This is a genomic window from Streptomyces kryoterrae (assembly GCF_054072135.1).
On the sequence record NZ_CM133358.1, the window covers coordinates 3,846,112 to 3,863,742 of the forward strand.

General features: G+C 70.3%; 16 protein-coding genes and 1 riboswitch. Of the genes, 8 read left to right on the top strand and 8 right to left on the bottom strand.

Translation table 11 applies throughout. The features are described 5' to 3' along the window. Positions 1-91: 91 nt before the first annotated feature. A riboswitch (cyclic di-AMP (ydaO/yuaA leader) is annotated at positions 92-266 on the top strand. Between the two features lie 8 nt (positions 267-274). Beyond that, on the top strand, positions 275-1,477 hold the full coding sequence (locus ACW4TU_RS16325) for a C40 family peptidase (RefSeq protein WP_457428543.1): 1,203 nt from the start codon (positions 275-277) through the stop codon (positions 1,475-1,477). Between the two features lie 53 nt (positions 1,478-1,530). On the opposite strand, the gene ACW4TU_RS16330 is transcribed toward ACW4TU_RS16325, so the two are convergent. Continuing rightward, the gene (locus tag ACW4TU_RS16330; RefSeq protein WP_457428544.1) at positions 1,531-1,884 is read right to left on the bottom strand and encodes a hypothetical protein; all 354 of its coding nucleotides are present in this window, start codon (positions 1,882-1,884) and stop codon (positions 1,531-1,533) included. A 475-nt stretch (positions 1,885-2,359) separates the two neighbouring features. On the opposite strand from ACW4TU_RS16330, the gene ACW4TU_RS16335 reads away from it, so the two are divergent. Next, a complete protein-coding gene (locus ACW4TU_RS16335; protein WP_457428545.1) occupies positions 2,360-3,496 on the top strand; it encodes a C40 family peptidase in 1,137 nt (378 codons plus the stop codon). Positions 3,497-3,512: 16 nt separating this feature from the next. Here the strand turns inward: ACW4TU_RS16335 and ACW4TU_RS16340 are convergent, their stop codons facing one another. Both ACW4TU_RS16340 and ACW4TU_RS16345 read right to left on the bottom strand, forming a co-directional pair. Further along, positions 3,513-4,307, bottom strand: coding sequence for a LuxR C-terminal-related transcriptional regulator (locus tag ACW4TU_RS16340; protein ID WP_457428546.1), 795 nt, complete (start codon positions 4,305-4,307; stop codon positions 3,513-3,515). Then, positions 4,304-5,632 carry an ATP-binding protein gene (locus ACW4TU_RS16345; RefSeq protein WP_457428547.1) on the bottom strand — a complete coding sequence of 443 codons (1,329 nt, stop codon included), beginning with the start codon at positions 5,630-5,632 and terminating at the stop codon, positions 4,304-4,306. The genes ACW4TU_RS16340 and ACW4TU_RS16345 overlap by 4 nt, the downstream gene beginning before the upstream one ends. A gap of 143 nt (positions 5,633-5,775) precedes the next feature. On the opposite strand from ACW4TU_RS16345, the gene ACW4TU_RS16350 reads away from it, so the two are divergent. After that, positions 5,776-7,290, top strand: coding sequence for a PspC domain-containing protein (locus tag ACW4TU_RS16350; protein ID WP_457428548.1), 1,515 nt, complete (start codon positions 5,776-5,778; stop codon positions 7,288-7,290). Continuing rightward, complete coding sequence (locus tag ACW4TU_RS16355) at positions 7,277-7,549, top strand: hypothetical protein (protein ID WP_457428549.1); 273 nt, start codon at positions 7,277-7,279, stop codon at positions 7,547-7,549. The genes ACW4TU_RS16350 and ACW4TU_RS16355 overlap by 14 nt, the downstream gene beginning before the upstream one ends. Before the next feature lie 57 nt (positions 7,550-7,606). Here ACW4TU_RS16355 and ACW4TU_RS16360 read toward each other — a convergent pair whose 3' ends face one another. Together ACW4TU_RS16360 and ACW4TU_RS16365 are read right to left on the bottom strand one after the other, a co-directional pair. Beyond that, a complete protein-coding gene (locus ACW4TU_RS16360; RefSeq protein WP_457428550.1) occupies positions 7,607-8,137 on the bottom strand; it encodes a DoxX family membrane protein in 531 nt (176 codons plus the stop codon). A 263-nt stretch (positions 8,138-8,400) separates the two neighbouring features. Next, on the bottom strand, positions 8,401-9,678 hold the full coding sequence (locus ACW4TU_RS16365) for a hypothetical protein (RefSeq protein ID WP_457428551.1): 1,278 nt from the start codon (positions 9,676-9,678) through the stop codon (positions 8,401-8,403). A gap of 254 nt (positions 9,679-9,932) precedes the next feature. Between ACW4TU_RS16365 and ACW4TU_RS16370 the strand changes: the two genes are divergently transcribed. Continuing rightward, positions 9,933-10,814 (top strand): DUF4429 domain-containing protein, encoded by an 882-nt coding sequence (locus ACW4TU_RS16370; protein ID WP_457428552.1) that lies wholly within the window; start codon positions 9,933-9,935, stop codon positions 10,812-10,814. 32 nt (positions 10,815-10,846) lie between these two features. Here ACW4TU_RS16370 and ACW4TU_RS16375 read toward each other — a convergent pair whose 3' ends face one another. After that, a complete protein-coding gene (locus ACW4TU_RS16375) occupies positions 10,847-11,641 on the bottom strand; it encodes a class II aldolase/adducin family protein (RefSeq protein WP_457428553.1) in 795 nt (264 codons plus the stop codon). Between the two features lie 197 nt (positions 11,642-11,838). On the opposite strand from ACW4TU_RS16375, the gene ACW4TU_RS16380 reads away from it, so the two are divergent. Further along, positions 11,839-12,306 (top strand): pyridoxamine 5'-phosphate oxidase family protein, encoded by a 468-nt coding sequence (locus ACW4TU_RS16380; protein WP_457428554.1) that lies wholly within the window; start codon positions 11,839-11,841, stop codon positions 12,304-12,306. Between the two features lie 18 nt (positions 12,307-12,324). Here the strand turns inward: ACW4TU_RS16380 and guaA are convergent, their stop codons facing one another. After that, positions 12,325-13,896, bottom strand: coding sequence for a glutamine-hydrolyzing GMP synthase (gene guaA / locus ACW4TU_RS16385; protein ID WP_457428555.1), 1,572 nt, complete (start codon positions 13,894-13,896; stop codon positions 12,325-12,327). Between the two features lie 424 nt (positions 13,897-14,320). Between guaA and ACW4TU_RS16390 the strand changes: the two genes are divergently transcribed. Further along, positions 14,321-14,590: a chorismate mutase gene (locus ACW4TU_RS16390; RefSeq protein WP_457428556.1), complete on the top strand. Its 270-nt coding sequence runs from the start codon at positions 14,321-14,323 to the stop codon at positions 14,588-14,590. Positions 14,591-15,173: 583 nt separating this feature from the next. Here ACW4TU_RS16390 and ACW4TU_RS16395 read toward each other — a convergent pair. Beyond that, positions 15,174-16,328, bottom strand: coding sequence for a hypothetical protein (locus ACW4TU_RS16395; RefSeq protein ID WP_457428557.1), 1,155 nt, complete (start codon positions 16,326-16,328; stop codon positions 15,174-15,176). A gap of 220 nt (positions 16,329-16,548) precedes the next feature. On the opposite strand from ACW4TU_RS16395, the gene ACW4TU_RS16400 reads away from it, so the two are divergent. Next, a complete protein-coding gene (locus ACW4TU_RS16400) occupies positions 16,549-17,562 on the top strand; it encodes an LAETG motif-containing sortase-dependent surface protein (protein WP_457428558.1) in 1,014 nt (337 codons plus the stop codon). The last annotated feature ends 69 nt before the right edge of the window (positions 17,563-17,631 follow it).

Here is a 17,631-nt window from a genome sequence, read left to right on the forward strand (position 1 = left end):
GCATAGCGGTCATCAACCTTCACAGGAGCCACACCTGTTGGTTAGCGTGCCGTAAGGCCGCTCGACCCCCACCGGCGAACATCGCCGGGCCGCGCGGCCTCCGCCGAGTCCGATCGTGCCGCCCTGGGCGGCAGGAGCCGGGGACCCACCGAAAACCTGGGGTGAATCGGTCCGACCGCCGTCCAGGGCACGGACCGTAGGGCAATCCTTCCGAACCACCCGCCCGAACCCGACAGCTAACCCGGTAGGCGGAACGTGGAAGGAGTCGCCTCCCTTGGCGTCGTCGCACCGCAAGTCGCGTCCTACGGGAACGCGCGCGGCAGGCACACGGACCCCCGCCCTCGCCACGGCGGCCCTGACCTCCGTTGCCCTGCTGTCCCAGACCGCCGACGCCGCACCCACGGCGCCCGCCACACCCCCGACGCCTTCCTCCGACGACAAGCCGAGCATGGAGGAGGTCGAGGCGAAGATCGGCGACCTGTACCGCCAGGCCGAGACGGCCACCGACGAGTACAACGCCGCCAAGGAGACGACCTCCAAGCAGCAGGGGCGCGTCGACGCCCTGTTGGACAACGTGGCCCGGCGCACCCAGAAGCTCAACGACGCGCGCGCGGAGCTGGGTTCCTTCGCCACTGCCCGGTACCGCACCGGATCCGTCACCCCCGACACGACCACGACGTTCCTGCTCGCGGACGACCCGCAGGACCACTTCGACCAGAACCAGCCGATGGACCGCCTGACCGCCCGCCAGAAGGACGCTGTCGACGACTACACCACGCAGCAGGCCGAGACGACGCGGAAACACCGGGAGGCCACCGTGAGCCTCGAGTCGCTCACGGAGTCCCAGGACGAACTGCAGACGACCAAGACCGCCGTCCAGACGAAGCTCGTGCAGGCCCGCCGGCTGCTCTCCCGCCTCACCGCCGAGGAGAGGCTGCGACTCGCGGCGATCGAACGGGAGAAGCAGGCCAAGGCCCTCCGCCAGGCACAGGAACTCGCCGAACAGCGACAGGCGGCGGAGCAGCGACGCCAGCCGGAAGCAGCAGCGACCACGCAGCGGCCGACAGGCAGCAGCGCCTCGGGCACGTCGACGACGACAGTCCCCGACTCCTCGTACGCCACCAAGGCCGAGAAGGCCCTGACCTTCGCACGCGCACAGGTCGGCAAGCCGTATGTCTGGGGTGCGACGGGTCCGGACTCGTACGACTGCTCCAGCCTCACCCAGGCCGCCTGGCGGGCCGCCGGAGTGACCCTCCCGCGCACCACCTACGACCAGGCGAACGCGGGCACGACGGTCTCCTTCTCCCATATCCAGCCCGGTGACCTGGTCTTCTTCTGCGACGACATCAGCCGCGTCGGCCTGTACATCGGCAACGGCATGATGATCCACGCCCCGAAACCGGGTGCGTACGTCCGTGAGGAGTCGATCTTCTACGACGGCGAGTCGACGATCCACAGCGTGGTGCGCCCGGCCTGACGCACAGCGGACGGAAGGTCGGGTCGGGCCAGGTCAGGTCGGGTCAGGTCGGGTCAGGTCCAGAGCACGGCGATGAAGATGTTCGCGATGGTGAACAGGCCCACCAGGCCGAACAGCCGCTTGTCCACGGTCTCGTCGTCCCGCTGCACGTAGACGAGGCCGAGGATCACGATCAGCAGGGCCAGCTTCACAGCGATCTTGACGTTGTTGACCGGCTGGTCGTCGGCCTGGTTGAGACCCACCAGGGCGACACCCGTGACCAGCATGGTGAACGCGCCGTGCAGCATCGCGGGCACGAAGCGGGCCGTGCCCTGCCCCATCGCCTTCAGCTGGGTGAGAAAACCGCCCAGGAGCGAGGCGATGCCGATGATGTGCAGGCCGACGACGAGATGGATGAGTACGTCCATGAGCCCGGAGCCTAGTCAGCGGCGCACACGCCGTACGACACCGGGCCGGGTGTACGGCGTTCGCGAGGCGTATGCGCGGCGCCCTGAGACCTCGCATATATGCACCCCATAGCACCGTGTCACCCTCACGTGCCCCCTGAACCCCGGCATCGGTCAGCCGTCTGCGTGAAGTCGGCGGCGCCGGAACCGGATCACGGTCGCATGCGGTCACCCGGTGATCGGCTCAAGCCAGTTCCGTACATGGCGTTACCCCCCTCCCCACTCAGGTTTAGCGTCCTCCACCAGGTGCCCGGCTCCCCACCGCCGCCCGGGCCAGGGGCGGCAGTCGGACACCACCGCCGAGAAAGTCCGGCGGCGGACCGCTCCCCCTGTGCGAGCCGTCGCCGGACGCGCAACCGCCCTCCTGGGTCCGCTTCCCAGGCAGTCCTCCGGCGGTAGTCGTAGTGGCGGTCGTACGAAAGGACGTGACACCCCGGTGGCAGCGCACCGCAAGCCCCGACAGCGCTCGCTCAACGGCAATACGGCCCGCACCGCCGCGACGATCGCCCTCGCGGGCGCGGCGACGGCGACCGGCTTCGACGGCATCGGGTACGCCGAGCCACAGCTGACCTCCGCGCAGGTCGAGGCCAAGGTGCACAAGCTGTACGAGGAGGCGGAGGTCGCCACCGAGAAGTACAACGGTTCGAAGGAGAAGGCCGATCGGGCGGAGCGGCGGCTGGGCACCCTGCGGGACGAGGCGGCGCGCAGGGAGGAACGGCTCAACTCGGCGCGGGAGGCGCTGGGTTCGATGGCCGCGGCACAGTACCGCTCCGGCGGGCTCGACCCCGCACTGCAACTCGCCCTCTCCGAGGACCCCGACGGCTATCTGGACGGCGCCGCGTTCGCCGAACGGGCGGGCAGCAGACAGGCGTCGAACGTGGCCCGGGTACGCGAACAGCTGCGCGAGATCGAACAGCTGCGCGGAGCCGCCCATGTCGAACTGACCTCCCTCAAGGCCCGCCAGGCCGAGCTGAACCGCCACAAGAAGACCGTGACGGGAAAGCTGGGTGAGGCCCGCCGACTGCTGTCCCGCCTCACCACCGAGGAACGCGCCCGAATCACGGCGGCGGACGCCAGTGGCGGCGGAGCCTGGGGTGGGGCGCATGCCTCACGGTCGTCGGAGGGCGCCCGGGAGGGGCTCGGCGCGCTGGGCGCAACCGGCGCCGCTGGAGCGTCCGGTGCTTCCGGGGTCTCCGGAACCTCCGGAGTGGCCCAGGCGCCCAACTCGCGTGCGGCGGCTGCCGTTTCCTACGCCTACCAGAAGCTCGGCAGCCCCTATGTCTGGGGCGCCACCGGCCCGGACGCCTTCGACTGCTCGGGCCTCATCCAGGCCGCGTACCGCTCCGCGGGCATCTCCCTGCCCCGCACCACCTACGCCCAGATCGACGCCGGTCAGCGTGTCTCGCAGTCCGAACTCCGCCCCGGCGACCTGGTGTTCTTCTACTCGGGCATCAGCCATGTGGGCATCTACGTGGGCCACGGCCAGATGATCCACGCTCCGAACCCGTCGGCGCCGGTACGGGTGGCACCTCTGGACCAGATGCCGTTCGCGGGAGCCACGAGGGTGGTGTGAGGACAGGCGGGCCCGCCTAGACGAGGCGCCGTGCCGTGGCCCACCGCGTCAGCTCGTGCCGGTTCGACAGCTGGAGCTTCCTGAGCACTGCCGACACATGCGACTCCACCGTCTTCACGGAGATGAAGAGCTGCTTGGCGATCTCCTTGTACGCGTAGCCCCTGGCGATCAGCCTCAGTACCTCTCGCTCACGCTGGGTGAGGCGGTCGAGGTCCTCGTCCACCGGCGGGGCGTCCGTGGACGCGAACGCGTCCAGGACGAACCCGGCGAGACGCGGCGAGAACACCGCGTCGCCGTCCTGGACGCGGAAGATCGAGTCGACGAGGTCCGTGCCGGTGATCGTCTTCGTGACGTATCCCCGCGCGCCGCCGCGGATCACGCCGATGACGTCCTCCGCGGCATCCGAGACGGACAGCGCCAGGAAGCGGACCGGCCGCGTCGCGTCGGCCATCAACGGGGCGCAGCGGCGCAGGACTTCGACACCGCCACCGCCCGGCAGATGGACGTCGAGGAGGACCACCTCGGGCCGGGTGGCGGTGATGACGGTGACCGCCTGGTCGACGTCGGCGGCCTCGCCGATCACCTCGACGCCGGTCCGCTCGGTCTGCCCGATCTCGGCCTGAACACCCGTACGGAACATCCGGTGGTCGTCGACGAGCACCACGCGCACCCGCCGCCCGCCCGCGTCACCGCCCCCGCCGACGGCGGCGGACTCGCCGGCCTGTCCTGCCGCGGCGGCTGCCGTCGGCCCGCTCGACTCCGCCGAACCGGCCGAACCGGTCTGCCTGTTGTCCCCGTGCGCCTCGCTCATGACGTGCTCTCCGCCCTCTCCATCTCCAGCTCGACCTCCGTGCCGCCGCTCGGCACCGCGCGCAGTCGCGCCGTACCGCCGTGACGCTCCATACGGCCGATGATCGATTCTCTGACGCCCATGCGGTCGGCGGGTATGGAGTCGAGGTCGAATCCGGGTCCGCGGTCCCGGACGGACACGAAGACCGTCCTGCCCTCGACCTCGGCGTAGACCTGCACCGCGCCGCCCTCGCCACCGTACTTGGCGGCGTTCACCATCGCTTCCCTCGCGGCCTGCATCTGTGCGCCGGTTCTGTCGTCGAGCGGGCAGTCACCGACGACCACCACCTCTATGGGGACACCGTGCTTGTCCTCGACCTCGGCCGCGCTGCGCCGCACCGCCTCGGCGAGGGTGCCGGGTTCGTCGTCCTCTTCCTTGCCGGTGCCCTCCGGTTTGTAGAGCCAGTTGCGCAGTTCGCGTTCCTGCGCGCGGGCGAGGCGGCGCACCTCGTTCGCGCTCTCCGCGTTGCGCTGGATCAGGGTCAGGGTGTGCAGCACCGAGTCGTGCACATGGGCGGCGACCTCCGCACGCTCCTGGGCGCGAATACGCATCAGGCGTTCCTCGGAGAGGTCCTGGGTCATACGAACGAGATACGGACCGGCCAGCAGCGCTGTCCCGACCAGCACCGCGAGCGCCGCCTGCAGGACCGAGCCGAGGTGGGCGGCGGAGCCCTGCAGGACGAAGACTCCGGACACTCCCGCCGTGACCAGCATGACGCCGGCCGCGGCCCGGACGAGGGTGAGCGTGCGTCGGCGGCCGCCGACCTCCATCCAGCGGGCCCGCCGTGCGTTGTCCGCCTGGCGCCAGACCAGGGCGACGCCGGCGGCGACGAGCACCGTCGGGAACAGATAGGCCTTGGCGCCTCCGCCGAGATTCACATTGCCGACGAAGACCATGGCCACGACGACCATGAGGAGCAGGGCGACGATCTGCCCCTTGTCCGGCTTTCGGGCGACGAGTCTGCGGCGACCGTCGGGCGAGGTCTCGGTGCTGACGAGGGACGGGGGCCGTTGGGCCTCCACACCGCCGACGCCCAGCGGGACGAAGAACCAGAAGGCCGCATACAGCAACGCACCGAGGCCGTCCGCCATGAACAGGCCGACGAACATGAGGCGCAGCCAGACCACAGGCAGCCCGAGATGCCCGGCGAGCCCTCGCGCCACGCCTCCGAGCCAGCGTCCGTCGCTGCTGCGGTAGAGCTTGCGCGGGGGCCGCGGTTCGACGAGTGGCAACGCTGCGGCATCCGGCATGCCATCGATGTTCACACGCCCGGCGGGCCCGGGCATCAGGGTCGGCCCCCGAGACTCCCCTGATCTTCGAACCCTTCTGCCGTCGAACGCTTCCCCCGCCCTCCCTCAGGGCCGATTTCAGGGTTCGCCCAGGGTCGTTCCGACTGCCGCCGGGCCGCCCGAGGCGCCAACATGGACGCATGACAGATCACGCACACGCCGCGACGGGTCCGGGACCCGGCTTCGGCCCGCGCCCCGCCCCGGGCGCCGGGCCGCAGGATGCCGCACCCGCCGCGGCGACCCCGCCCACGGAGAAAGGGGAACCGCGCGCGCCCGAGCACACGGGCGCACAAGCGGACAGGGGTTCAGGTGCGGGCGCGGGAGCGCACGCGAGTCCCCGCCCGTCCGAGGCATCAACCGCGGCTGCCACAGCCGACGAGCAGCTGCCGGCCAGGTTCCGGCGCGACCGACGGCAGAAGATGCTGGGCGGGGTGTGCGCGGGTCTCGGGCGGACGTGCGACATGGACCCGGTGATCTTCCGGATCACGCTCGCGGTGCTCTCCGCGACCGGCGGCATCGGCCTCATCTTCTACGGCTTCGCCTGGCTGTTCGTACCGTACGACGACGAGGAGGAGAACGAGGTCCGCAAGCTGCTCACCGGCCGCGTGGACGGCCAGGCGCTGGCGGGCGTGCTCTTCGCTCTGGTCGGCTGCGGTGTGTTCCTGACGATGCTGAAGAACGGCGGGGTGCTCTCCTTCGCCGTCATACTGTCCATTCTCCTCGCGGGCGCCGGCTACTGGTCGCGCAACCGCGGCGCCCCCGACCCCGACCCGCTGGCCGCCCAGGCCGTCGCCGACGCCCCGCCGGAGGCGCAGGCGCCCCCGGTCCCCTCCGCCTACCCCTCCTGGTGGCGCGACCCCATCGTCAAGGACGGCACACACGTCGGCGGTACGGGCTATCTGTGGGGCCCCCACGACACCCGCGACCGGGACATCTCCGCAGCGGTCAACATCACCTACGGCAACTACGGCGGACACCATCCGGGCCTACGGACCTCCTGGCCCAGCCAGCCGAAGCCACGCGGCCCACGCTGGATCGGCGGCTGGATCCTCCTGCTCGCCCTCCTCGCCGGTTTCCTGGGCACGGCCGTGAAATGGGACGACGAGGCACTCGCCACCAGCTTGCAGACCGGTCTGGCCTGCGCGCTCACGGTGTTCGGCGTGGGCATCACGGTCAGCGCGTTCCTCGGCCGTACCGGAGCGGGGTCGATCTTCCTGGCGATCATCACGGCGGCCCTGCTGGCGGGCTCGGCCGCACTGCCCAAGGACGTCAGCACCCACTGGGTGCGCACGCGGTGGACACCGGCCGCGGTGGCAGACGTACTACCGAGATATGACCTCGGTACGGGTGTCGCCACGCTGGACCTGACCGGGCTGCGCCTCGCCAGGGGGCAGACGGTGACGACGGCGGTCGAGGTGGGTGTGGGCCGGATCGAGGTGATCGTGCCGAAGGGCGTCACAGTGCAGGCGGACATCGAGGTGGGCATGGGGGACATCCAGTTGCCCGGCGACGACAGACAGGACGTGGACGTGGCACCGGGCAAGCACAAGCAGGTCACGCTGTCGCCGACGAGCGGGAGCGCCGACGCCGGCACGGTCGACCTCGACCTCGGAGTCGGCCTGGGACAGGCGGAGGTGACCCGTGCTACGTCATGAGTTCCAGCCCGGAAAGCTGATCGCCGGCCTCTTCGTCACCATCGCCGGCATCACCTATGTGGGCGACGCGGGCGACGCCTGGGAGACACCGTGGTTCGCGGTGATCCCGCTCCTGGTGTCCGGCCTGACTTTGGCAGGCCTGGTGGCCCTTCTGACCGGGGCGATACGCCGCCGCACAAGGGCTCGCCGCGCGGCAGCACCCACCGACAACACGACGGAGGCGACAGGACAGTCAAGGCGACCTGAGATACCGAACTGACCGGCCCACCGCCCGCTGTCGAGACGACGCTCACGCGCACCGGCGCCCAGCCATCTGCTAGCGATATCCCCCGGACCGCTGCCGCCGTCGCGCCCGCAGGGCGGCGTCCACGGAGAAGACGGACGCGCCGGCGAGGACCAGGGGGAGCCAGGCCATCAGGTACGGGAGATCGTTGCCGTAGTAGTACGGATCGGAGGCCCAGCTCACGGTCAGCCACAGGCTGAGCGAGATCAGCGCGCCGCCGACCGCCGCCAGCCGGGCCAGCAGCCCCAGCAGCGTGCCGATACCGACGGCCAGCTCACCGAGGGCGATGGCGTAGCCGAAGCCGGAAGGGTTCTTGAGGGCGAGGTCCACCAGGGCCGGGATCGCGGAGGAGTCACGGACCGTGCGCATCAGGTCGCCGACGGAGCCTGATCCGGAGCTGGCGAAGAAGGAGCTGTCGGTGAGTTTGTCCAGGCCGGCGTAGATGAAGGTGACGCCGAGGAAGACGCGCAGGGGCAGCAGGGCGTACCGAGTGGCGGTGTCCCGCCAGTCCCGGTCGCCGTCGAGATAAGGAGAGTGCGTGTCCGTTCGAGTGCTGTGAGCCATCGCCCTAGCCGCCTCTCGCCTGCCACCGTTGACCCCTCAACAGACGATACGCACGACAACGTGACCCCGCTCACCTCCGGCACGGCATTTTTCCCGCCCGTATCTGGGAAGCAGGGGTGGCCGAGCAAGCCCTCGCGTTGGTGACCGACCCGATTTCACGCCCGCCGAGGGCGGATCCCCCGGCGCGGCACCGACCTCACACGACGGCACAGCGCGCGACGAGCGCCCCTACCACCGGAGGCCCACCCACCCGAACCGACTGCTCAGTCCGTCACATCGATCACGCACCGGTTCGTCTCCACGCCCGCCGCGGTCACCACCTGCACCTCCACCCGGCCCGGCTCCACATCCGCCGGTACCGGCACGGTCAGTACCTCGTCGCGGGGGTTGCTGAAGCCGCCGGGTACCGGAACCAGGGGGACATGGACGTGGACCGGGCCGATGCGGACGACCATGCGGGACAGCCGGTCGGCGGTGCCCGCACCCGGGGGCACGAAACCGGCGCCGCGGATCTCGATGTCGTCGCCGGTGCGGATCGGGCCGTCCAGGTCGCCCGCCTCCCGGGACCGGACGACCGAAAGAATCACCGGCCGGCCGCCCTCCGAGTACTTGCCTGCCACATAGGTGGCCGCCGACACCAGCACCACCACCGCCAGTCCCCACGGCAGATCCGGCAGTTGGTCCGGGCGCCGGGCCAGCCGTACGACCGCGAACAGGAGAGCGACCGTGCCGATGATCACGTACTGGATGTCCGCGAAGGTGCCGCGGCCCGCGTCGTCCGTCAGGAGGTCGGCCGCACGCGGGCGGTCCGCGCGTACCTTCTGCAGGCGTTGGCCGAGCACGCGCAGGCCGACCACCCTGCGCACGAGCACCGCGATGGCGCACACCACCGCGAGGACGGTCACGACGCCCGCGCCCCGGGCGAGGTCGAGGCCGGCGATCAGCGCGTCGCGCTCCGCGTGGCCGGAGGCAGCGGCCAGCCGGCCCACCAGCACCAGCACGGCGTACGCCAGGAACAGCACCCAGCTCGCCGCCACCACACGGGAGGTCGACAGGCGGTTGTCCTCGCCGATGAGGGGCGCCAGCGCCCCGCCCCGCGCCCGGTGGAACCAGGACGCGGCGGTCAGCGCGCCGCCGACCAGTACGGCGGCCACCAGTCCGGCCGTCCGGGCGGCGGTCCAGCCCGCCCCGATCGCGGTGAGCGCCTGTACGAGCAGCAGGACGCCGATCAGCACCCACACCGTGAACGCCGTACGGCGCCACAGCCGGGCGAGCCAGACCTCGCCCTCGGCCCGGCCGCGGTCGGCGACGATCGCCGCGGACTGGGTCAGTTCGTCCGAGACCCACTGGCGGGACGCCGAGGCCGAGTGGGCCACCGCGGCCGGCAGCCCCTGCCCGGCCGCGAACCCGTCCCGCATGAGCAGGAACTCGGCGACCGCGCGCCGGTGTCCCGCGCGCGCCCCGTGCGGGCAGTCCCCGCAGGTGCAGCCACCCCCGTGTTCCCCGGGCAGCACACCTTGTCTCGCCTCCTGCAACGCCACGTCCGCCGCCCGCCTTCCCCACACCCGACACGACACATCACGAACCAGGACATCGACCCACCGGAAAGCCCACCGGGACAAACCGGCCTACACCGGGACTTCTGGAGCCCGTAACCTGGCTCGCGCAACTCCCCCACGACGAGAGCGAATTGTGCCCTACCTAACACCCGTCGTGTGCGGCAGGTCGGCCCCTGCAGCGGAAAAGGCGAGTGAAACCACGGCCCCCGTGTTGACCCGGCTGCGAGAATTCGCGTATGGCCGAGATCATCCAGCGCGACGGAACCTGGGCCTTCGACGGCAGCACGGTCAGGATCACGCCGGGACGCCACCGTTCCGTACCGCTGTTCCGGCAGACGTACGGCGAGGTCGCCGTACCCCTGGAGGCCGTGTCGGGCATCGTGTACGAGCCCGAACGCAAGCGTGGGCGGCTGCGGCTCCGGCTCCGCGAGGGCGCCGACCCGCTGCTCCAGGCGACCGGCGGACGGCTTCCGGACGCCGCCGACCCGTACCGGCTGATCGTGGACATCGACCGGTCCGGAGTCGCCGAGTACGTGGCCGAGGAGATCCGGCACGCCCTGCTCCTCGACCAGGTTCCCGAGGAGCCGGCCAAGGCGTATCTGCTCCCGGGCCCGCCCGTGCCGGTGTCGGTGCGGTCCAGCGACGGCATGGTGTCGTTCGACGGTACGCAGGTCCGTATCGACTGGGCCGATTCCTCCGACCGGGTCAAGCGGGCGACCGGCCCCCGCATCATCTCCACCCACGATCTCGTCCAGGTCGACTGGCTGCCCAACTCCGGCTACCAGGACGGCTTCATGCGTTTCGTGACCCGCGAGACGGTGTTGTCCAAGCTGCCGCCCGAGAAGGACCCCTACGCACTCGACCTGTGGGGCAGCACCCGCCGCGACCTGCTCACGGCACTCGTGGCGACCGCGGTCACCGCCCGTCTGCCGCACCCCTCCACCCGAGCGGTCGACCACGTGGAGCGGCCCCGCCTCACGCCCGCGATTCCGCCCCGGTCCGATCATCACGACGTACTCCTGCGCAGGCTCCGGGAGTTGGGCGAGCTGCACCGCGAGGGCGTGCTCACGGACGAGGAGTTCGCGACCACCAAGGCGGCCGTCCTGCGGGGATTCTGACCCACCCGGGTTTTCCGGCTTCCCCAGGACCGCTAACTCAGCAGGTCCGGCTCGCTCCTGCTGATGTCCCGCCACAGGGGCTGGTAGTTGATCCACGCGACCAGGTCACCACCGAGCTGCTCACGCGTCGAGACCGCCTGCTTGTGGTCGATCAGGATGGGGCGGCCCGCCGCGCGCGCCGTCAGCTGGACCTGGCTCGACCGTTCCATCGACAGGAACCACCAGGCTGCCGCGTCCACCGAGTCGCCCACCGTGAGCAGCCCGTGGTTGCGCAGTACGAGGGCCTTGCGGGAGCCCAGCGCGGATGCGATCCGCCGGCCCTCGTCGGCGTCCACGGCGACGCCCGTGTAGGCGCCGTAGAGGGCGTGGTCCTCGTAGAAGGCGCAGCTCTCCTGGGTGATCGGGTCGAGGAGGTCGCCGAGGGCGGAGAGGGCACGGCCGTGCACCGAGTGGCAGTGGGCCACGGCGACGACGTCCGGGCGGGCGGCGTGCACCTGGGCGTGCACGGTGAAGGCCGCCTGGTTGATGTGGTAGCGGCCCTCGATGACCTGGCCGTCCTGGTTGGCCATGACGAGGTCGCTCACGGTGACCTGCTTGAAGGGGATCCCGAACGGGTTCACCCAGAAGCAGTTGCTGTACTCGGGGTCGCGCGCCGTGATGTGCCCCGAGACACCGTCCTCGAAGCCGAACCGTCCGAACAGTCTGATCGCTCCGGCCAGCCGTTCCTTGCGGTGCCCGCGCTCGTCGTCGAGCGACTCGTACATCGGGGGCATCGCGAACTGCAGCTGGTCGGTGGGCAACGGCAGGGGCGGAGTAGGCCCGTGCATAGGTCCTCCAGCACTGGGTTCCTTTACGGAGCGGAAGTTACCGTCGGTCCGCGCAGGAGAACAGGGATGTTGGCGAAGAGATGAAACAGATATCTGAGCCAGGGACCCGAGACACCGACGGGACGCCAGCAAAAAGGAGCAAGGAGGCGGCGAATACACGTCAAAGGATGTCGGGTATCCGCGTCAGACTCGGTTCCATGAACTGGGCAGTATTCACCACCACGGAACCCGAGCTGGCCACAACCGTCGAAGAGCGCTTCCGCGCCTTCACACACCACACCCTCGCCACCCTCCGCAAGGACGGCTCCCCGCGCACCTCCGGCCTCGAAGTCCGCTTCCTGCACGGCGAGTTGTGGCTCGCCATGATGCCGGACTCGCTGAAGGCGCTGGACCTGCGCCGCGACCCCCGCTTCGCGCTCCAGGCGAATCCCGGCGCGGGGACGGACATGGGCGGCGGCGATGTCCGGATCAGCGGGCGGGCGTACGAGGTGGCGGATCCGGCCGCCAAGGCCGCGTACGTGGAAGAGGTGGAACCGCCGGAGCCGTTCCACCTCTTCCGTACCGAGCTGACGGAGGTCGTACGGACGTACGTCGAGGACGAGAAGTACCTGGTCGTCCAGGTCTGGCAGCCCGGAGAGCCGGTGCGGACTCTCAGGCGGACGTGACCCGCACGGCCTGCGGGACTACTCCCACTCGATGGTGCCCGGCGGCTTGCTCGTCACGTCGAGGACGACTCGGTTGACGTCCGCGACCTCGTTCGTGATGCGCGTCGAGATCTTCGCCAGTACCTCGTACGGGAGGCGGGACCAGTCGGCGGTCATCGCGTCCTCGGAGGAGACCGGGCGCAGGACGATCGGGTGGCCGTACGTACGGCCGTCGCCCTGGACGCCGACGCTGCGCACGTCCGCGAGGAGGACCACCGGGCACTGCCAGATGTCGCGGTCGAGGCCGGCGGCGGTCAGTTCCTCGCGGGCGATCGCGTCGGCCTCGCGGAGGAGGTCGAGGCGGTCCTTGGTGACCTCGCCGACGATCCGGATGCCGAGGCCGGGGCCGGGGAACGGCTGGCGCTGGACGATCTCCTCCGGCAGGCCGAGCTCCTGGCCGACCATCCGGACCTCGTCCTTGAAGAGCTGGCGCAGCGGCTCGATCAGCTCGAACTCGAGGTCCTCGGGCAGCCCGCCCACGTTGTGGTGGGACTTGATGTTGGCGGTGCCGGTACCGCCACCGGACTCGACCACATCGGGATAGAGGGTGCCCTGCACCAGGAAGGCGACCTCGGGACCGTCGTCCGCGATGATCTCGGCCTGTGCCTGTTCGAAGACGCGGATGAACTCGCGCCCGATGATCTTCCGCTTCTCCTCGGGGTCGGAGACCCCGGCGAGTGCGTCGAGGAAGCGCTCCTCGGCGTCGACGACCTTCAGCGTGACGCCGGTCGAGGCGACGAAGTCCTTCTCGACCTGCTCGGTCTCACCCTTGCGCATCAGCCCGTGGTCGACGTACACGCAGGTCAGCTGGGAGCCGATGGCCTTCTGCACGAGGGCTGCGGCGACCGCCGAGTCCACGCCGCCGGAGAGGCCGCAGACGGCACGCTTGTCGCCGACCTGCTCGCGGATCAGCGCCACCTGCTCCTCGATGACGTTGCCGGTGGTCCAGGACGGGGTCAGGCCCGCGCCCCGGTAGAGGAAGTGTTCGAGGACCTGTTGGCCGTGCGTGGAGTGCATGACCTCGGGGTGGTACTGGACCCCGTACAGCTTCTTCTCGTCGTTCTCGAAGGCGGCGACCGGGACGACGTCCGTGGACGCCGTGACGGAGAAGCCCTCGGGGGCGGCGGAGCAGGCGTCGCCGTGGGACATCCACACCGACTGGTCCGCCGGAGTGCCCTCGAAGAGGGTGGAGGACGGCTTGGTGACGGCCAGCTGCGTACGGCCGTACTCGCGGGCTCCGGTGTTGTCGACCGTGCCGCCGAGGGTGGTCGCCATCAGCTGGAAGCCGTAGCACATGCCGAAGACGGGGACGCCGGCCTCGAAGAGGGCGCGGTCGACGCTGGGGGCGCCCTCCGCGTACACGGAGGAGGGGCCGCCGGAGAGGATGATCGCCGCCGGGTTCCTGGCGAGCATCTCCTCGACCGGCATGGTGCTCGGCACGATCTCGCTGTAGACCCGGGCCTCGCGGACGCGGCGGGCGATGAGCTGGGCGTACTGCGCACCGAAGTCGACGACCAGGACGGTGTCGGGGGCGGGGGTCGCTGCTGACACGGGGGCCTTCCGGCGGTTGGGCGGGGGTCTGTGGGGGCGATTCTACCGGGGGAGGTGGACACCTCGCCGTCACTGGGGGCTGCACCCCCAGACCCCCGCTCCGGCCCTGAACGGGCCTTGTCCTCAAACGCCGGACGGGCTGGAGATGCGGGCCGGCGCTGAGAGATCAAGCCCCCGCTTGGAAAAGCACCCTTCTCCGCGCATTTGGAAGGGCACCCTTCTCCATGCATACTGGCCCCCATGCTCACGCACCCGACCTTCCTCTTTACCTATGGCAACCGGCCCACCGGCTGCCATGGTCGTGCTGCTTGAGCAACTGACAAGCGACTTCCCAGGCGCCCCGGGCCGACAAGGCCCGGGGCGCCTGCCGTTTCCGGGTCCGTCCGGTCCGGGGCTCACCGCCCCGTCCGACAAGGAGCCCCGCATGACCACCACCGACGCCACCGCCGACGCCACCGAAGTGATCGCCGACGCACGTGAACGCATCGACGCCCTCGACGACCGGATCATCGGTCTCGTCCAGGAGCGCATGGCCGTGTCCGCCGTGATCCAGCAGGCCCGGATCGTCTCCGGTGGGCGGCGCGTGAACCTGTCCCGTGAGCTGGAGGTCCTCAGCCGCTACCGGGAGGCGCTGGGCAGGCCCGGCACCTCTCTCGCGATGACGTTGCTGGAGCTGTGCCGGGGTCGTATCTGAGTTCGGGCGCCGTCTCACCCGTCCGGTGCGTGACCGCCGTACTCCCCCTTCGTTGGTACCTGTGTCCGTGCCAGCCAGGGGCGGGCCCGCACAAACCACGCGTGGCTCCAGGGTGGTGACCGGACCGCAGGGGACAGCAGCCCGGTCACCCCGAGAACGGCCGGCTCCGGGGACGCCCGGGGCCGACCGGCAGAGCACAGTCGGGACAGCACAGCCGGAACAGCGCAGCCGGAACAGCACCGTCGACACAGCGTGGTCGACACTGCACAAGGGCCAAAAAGTGCAAGCCCGGGTCAAAAGGTTGCGTACTCGACGACCTTCCAGCACGATGCAAGAACCACCCCAAGTCCCCTAGCAGGCAAGTACATTGACCTGCGACCCCTGACTGCCATTGGTCCAGACCAGGCGTGTGTTCCCGTACGCCGCGGCGCCGACCATGGGTACAGACCAACAATGCGGCGCAACCCCCCGGCGCCGCTTCCCCCAGGCACCGGCGCTGCCCTGACGCCGGTGCTGACGGAGAAGGGCCCCGCGGCTCCGCCCCGCGGGGCCCTTCGCTCTGCCCGGCGCCCGCGCCCGGGACTCAGGAACGTGTGACGGTCCCGCAGCCCCCGCCGTCCCGCACGTCGCCGCTGCGATCGTAGGGGTCGGTCGTGGGGCCGGTGGGGTTGGCACCCGTCGTGGCGGTGTCCGAGGCGAAGTGCGGGTGGAGAAAGCCGTCGAACACCTCGCAGTCCGAGTTGCCGAGCTCACTGTCGTAGCGCGCGACGCTGATCTTCCCCGGAGTGACCTGGTACTTGGCCGGGTCGTAGAGCTCGATGTCGAGAACCCGGCGCACGATGGTGCGGGCCACCTCGGTCGCGCCCGCGCGGGCCTGCACCAGCGGGTAGACGAAGGTGTAGTCGGCGTGCACGACGACGGTGTCGTGTTTGCCCGCCTGGAACGTCATCCGTCCGCGGGTCTTGATCACCTGACCGGCCAGACGCACCTCGGTGGGTTTGAACCGGCTGAACATCCACAGCGGATCATGCTTCTCGTCCGGCCGGCGCAGGGCGGTGTTCAGGTCGCCGAGCAGGTCCTTCTGGGTGGGGTCGATCACCTTGAGCACGGCTTCGGGGCGTGCGCCGCGCAGGGTGGCCGGGTCGAGGTTCGCGTCGATCAGGAACTGCCTGGTCTGCCGCAACGCCCGTTCCACCTGGGCCTTCGACAACGAGCCCACCGTCTTTGCCGGCGGCAGGACGATTCCGGCCGCGCCGTCCGAGTACTGCTGAGCGGGTGATCCGGCGAACGGCCTGGCGAGGGTGGGGACATCCGGGTCCACCGCCGACGGCGCCGCGGACGGCGCAGCCGTCTCCTCGGGCAGCGGCGAGGCATCGGAGGTTCCGTCCGAGAGGGCGGAGCCGAAGGGGTCGCCCGGGAGCAGCGACGGTTTCATGGCCACCACGGCCACCGCGATCGCCAGCGGTACACCGACCAACGCCCACCGGCGCCGTCGCCTCGCCGCCCGGCCGTCCATCTCCTGCCACGCAGGGCCGGTGCGCCAGCCCGCGGGCTGCTCGCCGCGCGCGTCCTGCCGGCGCAGCCGCTCGGCGACCATCCGCGCACGCGCAGACGGCTCCTTCTGCGCGGAGGCGCGGATGTCCCGCTCGGTGTCGCGGGTGAACTTCTCCCAAATGTCGTCGGGAACCGACAGCTCGGGCTCTTCGGACGGCTTACCGTCGGACTGATTATCAGACACGAGGGACAGTTCTAGGCGATCCGAAAGCGGATCCACAACAAGCCCCCACCCAAAACCTGACGAGCAGTCCACATGTGACCCAGCACACATAAATTTTGTGTGAGCGAAGAGCAACCATTCACAGGCGCCGCATGTCACACGTTCAGAACCAGGCGGCACGACCGTGCCCTGTACCTGGACGTCCTGAGATCTCGAGGTCTTCATGAAGCTTCGCCGTGCAATGGCCGCCGCAGCGGCGACAGCTGTCATAGCCCCGCTGGCTTTGCTGTCCGCACCCGCCGCGTTCGCCGACGAGTCGCCCTCCGCCACCCCGACCGAGACGGCCGTCACCGAGACTCCCTCGCAGAGCCCGAGCGACACCGCGTCGGCGACGCCCTCCGACACCGGTCTGCCGTCCGACGTGCCGTCGACCAGCGTCCCGCCGAGCGCGAGCACGAGCGGCTCCGCCTCGCCCTCCACGTCCGGCTCCCCGTCCGGCTCCGCCTCCCCCTCGGTCTCGGCCGAGCCGAGCGAGGCGCCGACGGACCCGGACGTCCCGTACTGCGAGGACCTCGACCAGGACTACAGCGACGCCCAGGTGTCCGCCGACATCAAGGGCCTGCCGGGCAAGATCGTCGCGGGCGACGGCTTCCACGGCTTCGAGCTGGTCGTCACCAACGACTCGGAGGCCGACATCAAGGGTGTCGCCTTCTACGCCGAGATCGAGAACTACGAGTTCGACGAGGCGAAGTTCCTGAGCCCGTACGTCGACCTGGAGTTCAAGAACCCGGAGACCGGCAGCTGGGACCGGATCGGCAACGACGACTGGTCCGGCGACTACTTCTTCTACGTCGACAAGCTGAAGGCCGGGGCCAGCGAGTCCGTCGACCTGCGCGTCAGCATCGACAAGCAGGCCCCCGCGGGCGACGCCTACTCCTTCGGCTCCGGCGCCTACATCGACAACGTCGACGGCCAGGACTGCATCGCCGAGGGCTGGGCCCAGTACGACTTCGAGGTCCTCAAGGCCGGCTCCTCGAACCCCGACCCGGGTACGGCCACGCCGGGCGACAGCGGCTCCAAGGACCCGGTCCACAAGCCCCAGGGCAGCGTCTCGGACCTGCCGAGCGGCAACCTCGCCGACACCGGCTCCAGTTCGGCGCTGCCGGTGATCGGTCTGGTCGGCGGTGTCGCCGTCGTCGCCGGTGCGGGTGCGGTGTTCGCGATGCGCCGCCGGAAGTCGGGCACGGAGGCGTAGTCCGGCCTCCGCCAAGAACAAGGGAAGGACCTGCGCTCGGAGGGGGGCGCGGGTCCTTCCCTTTTGTTT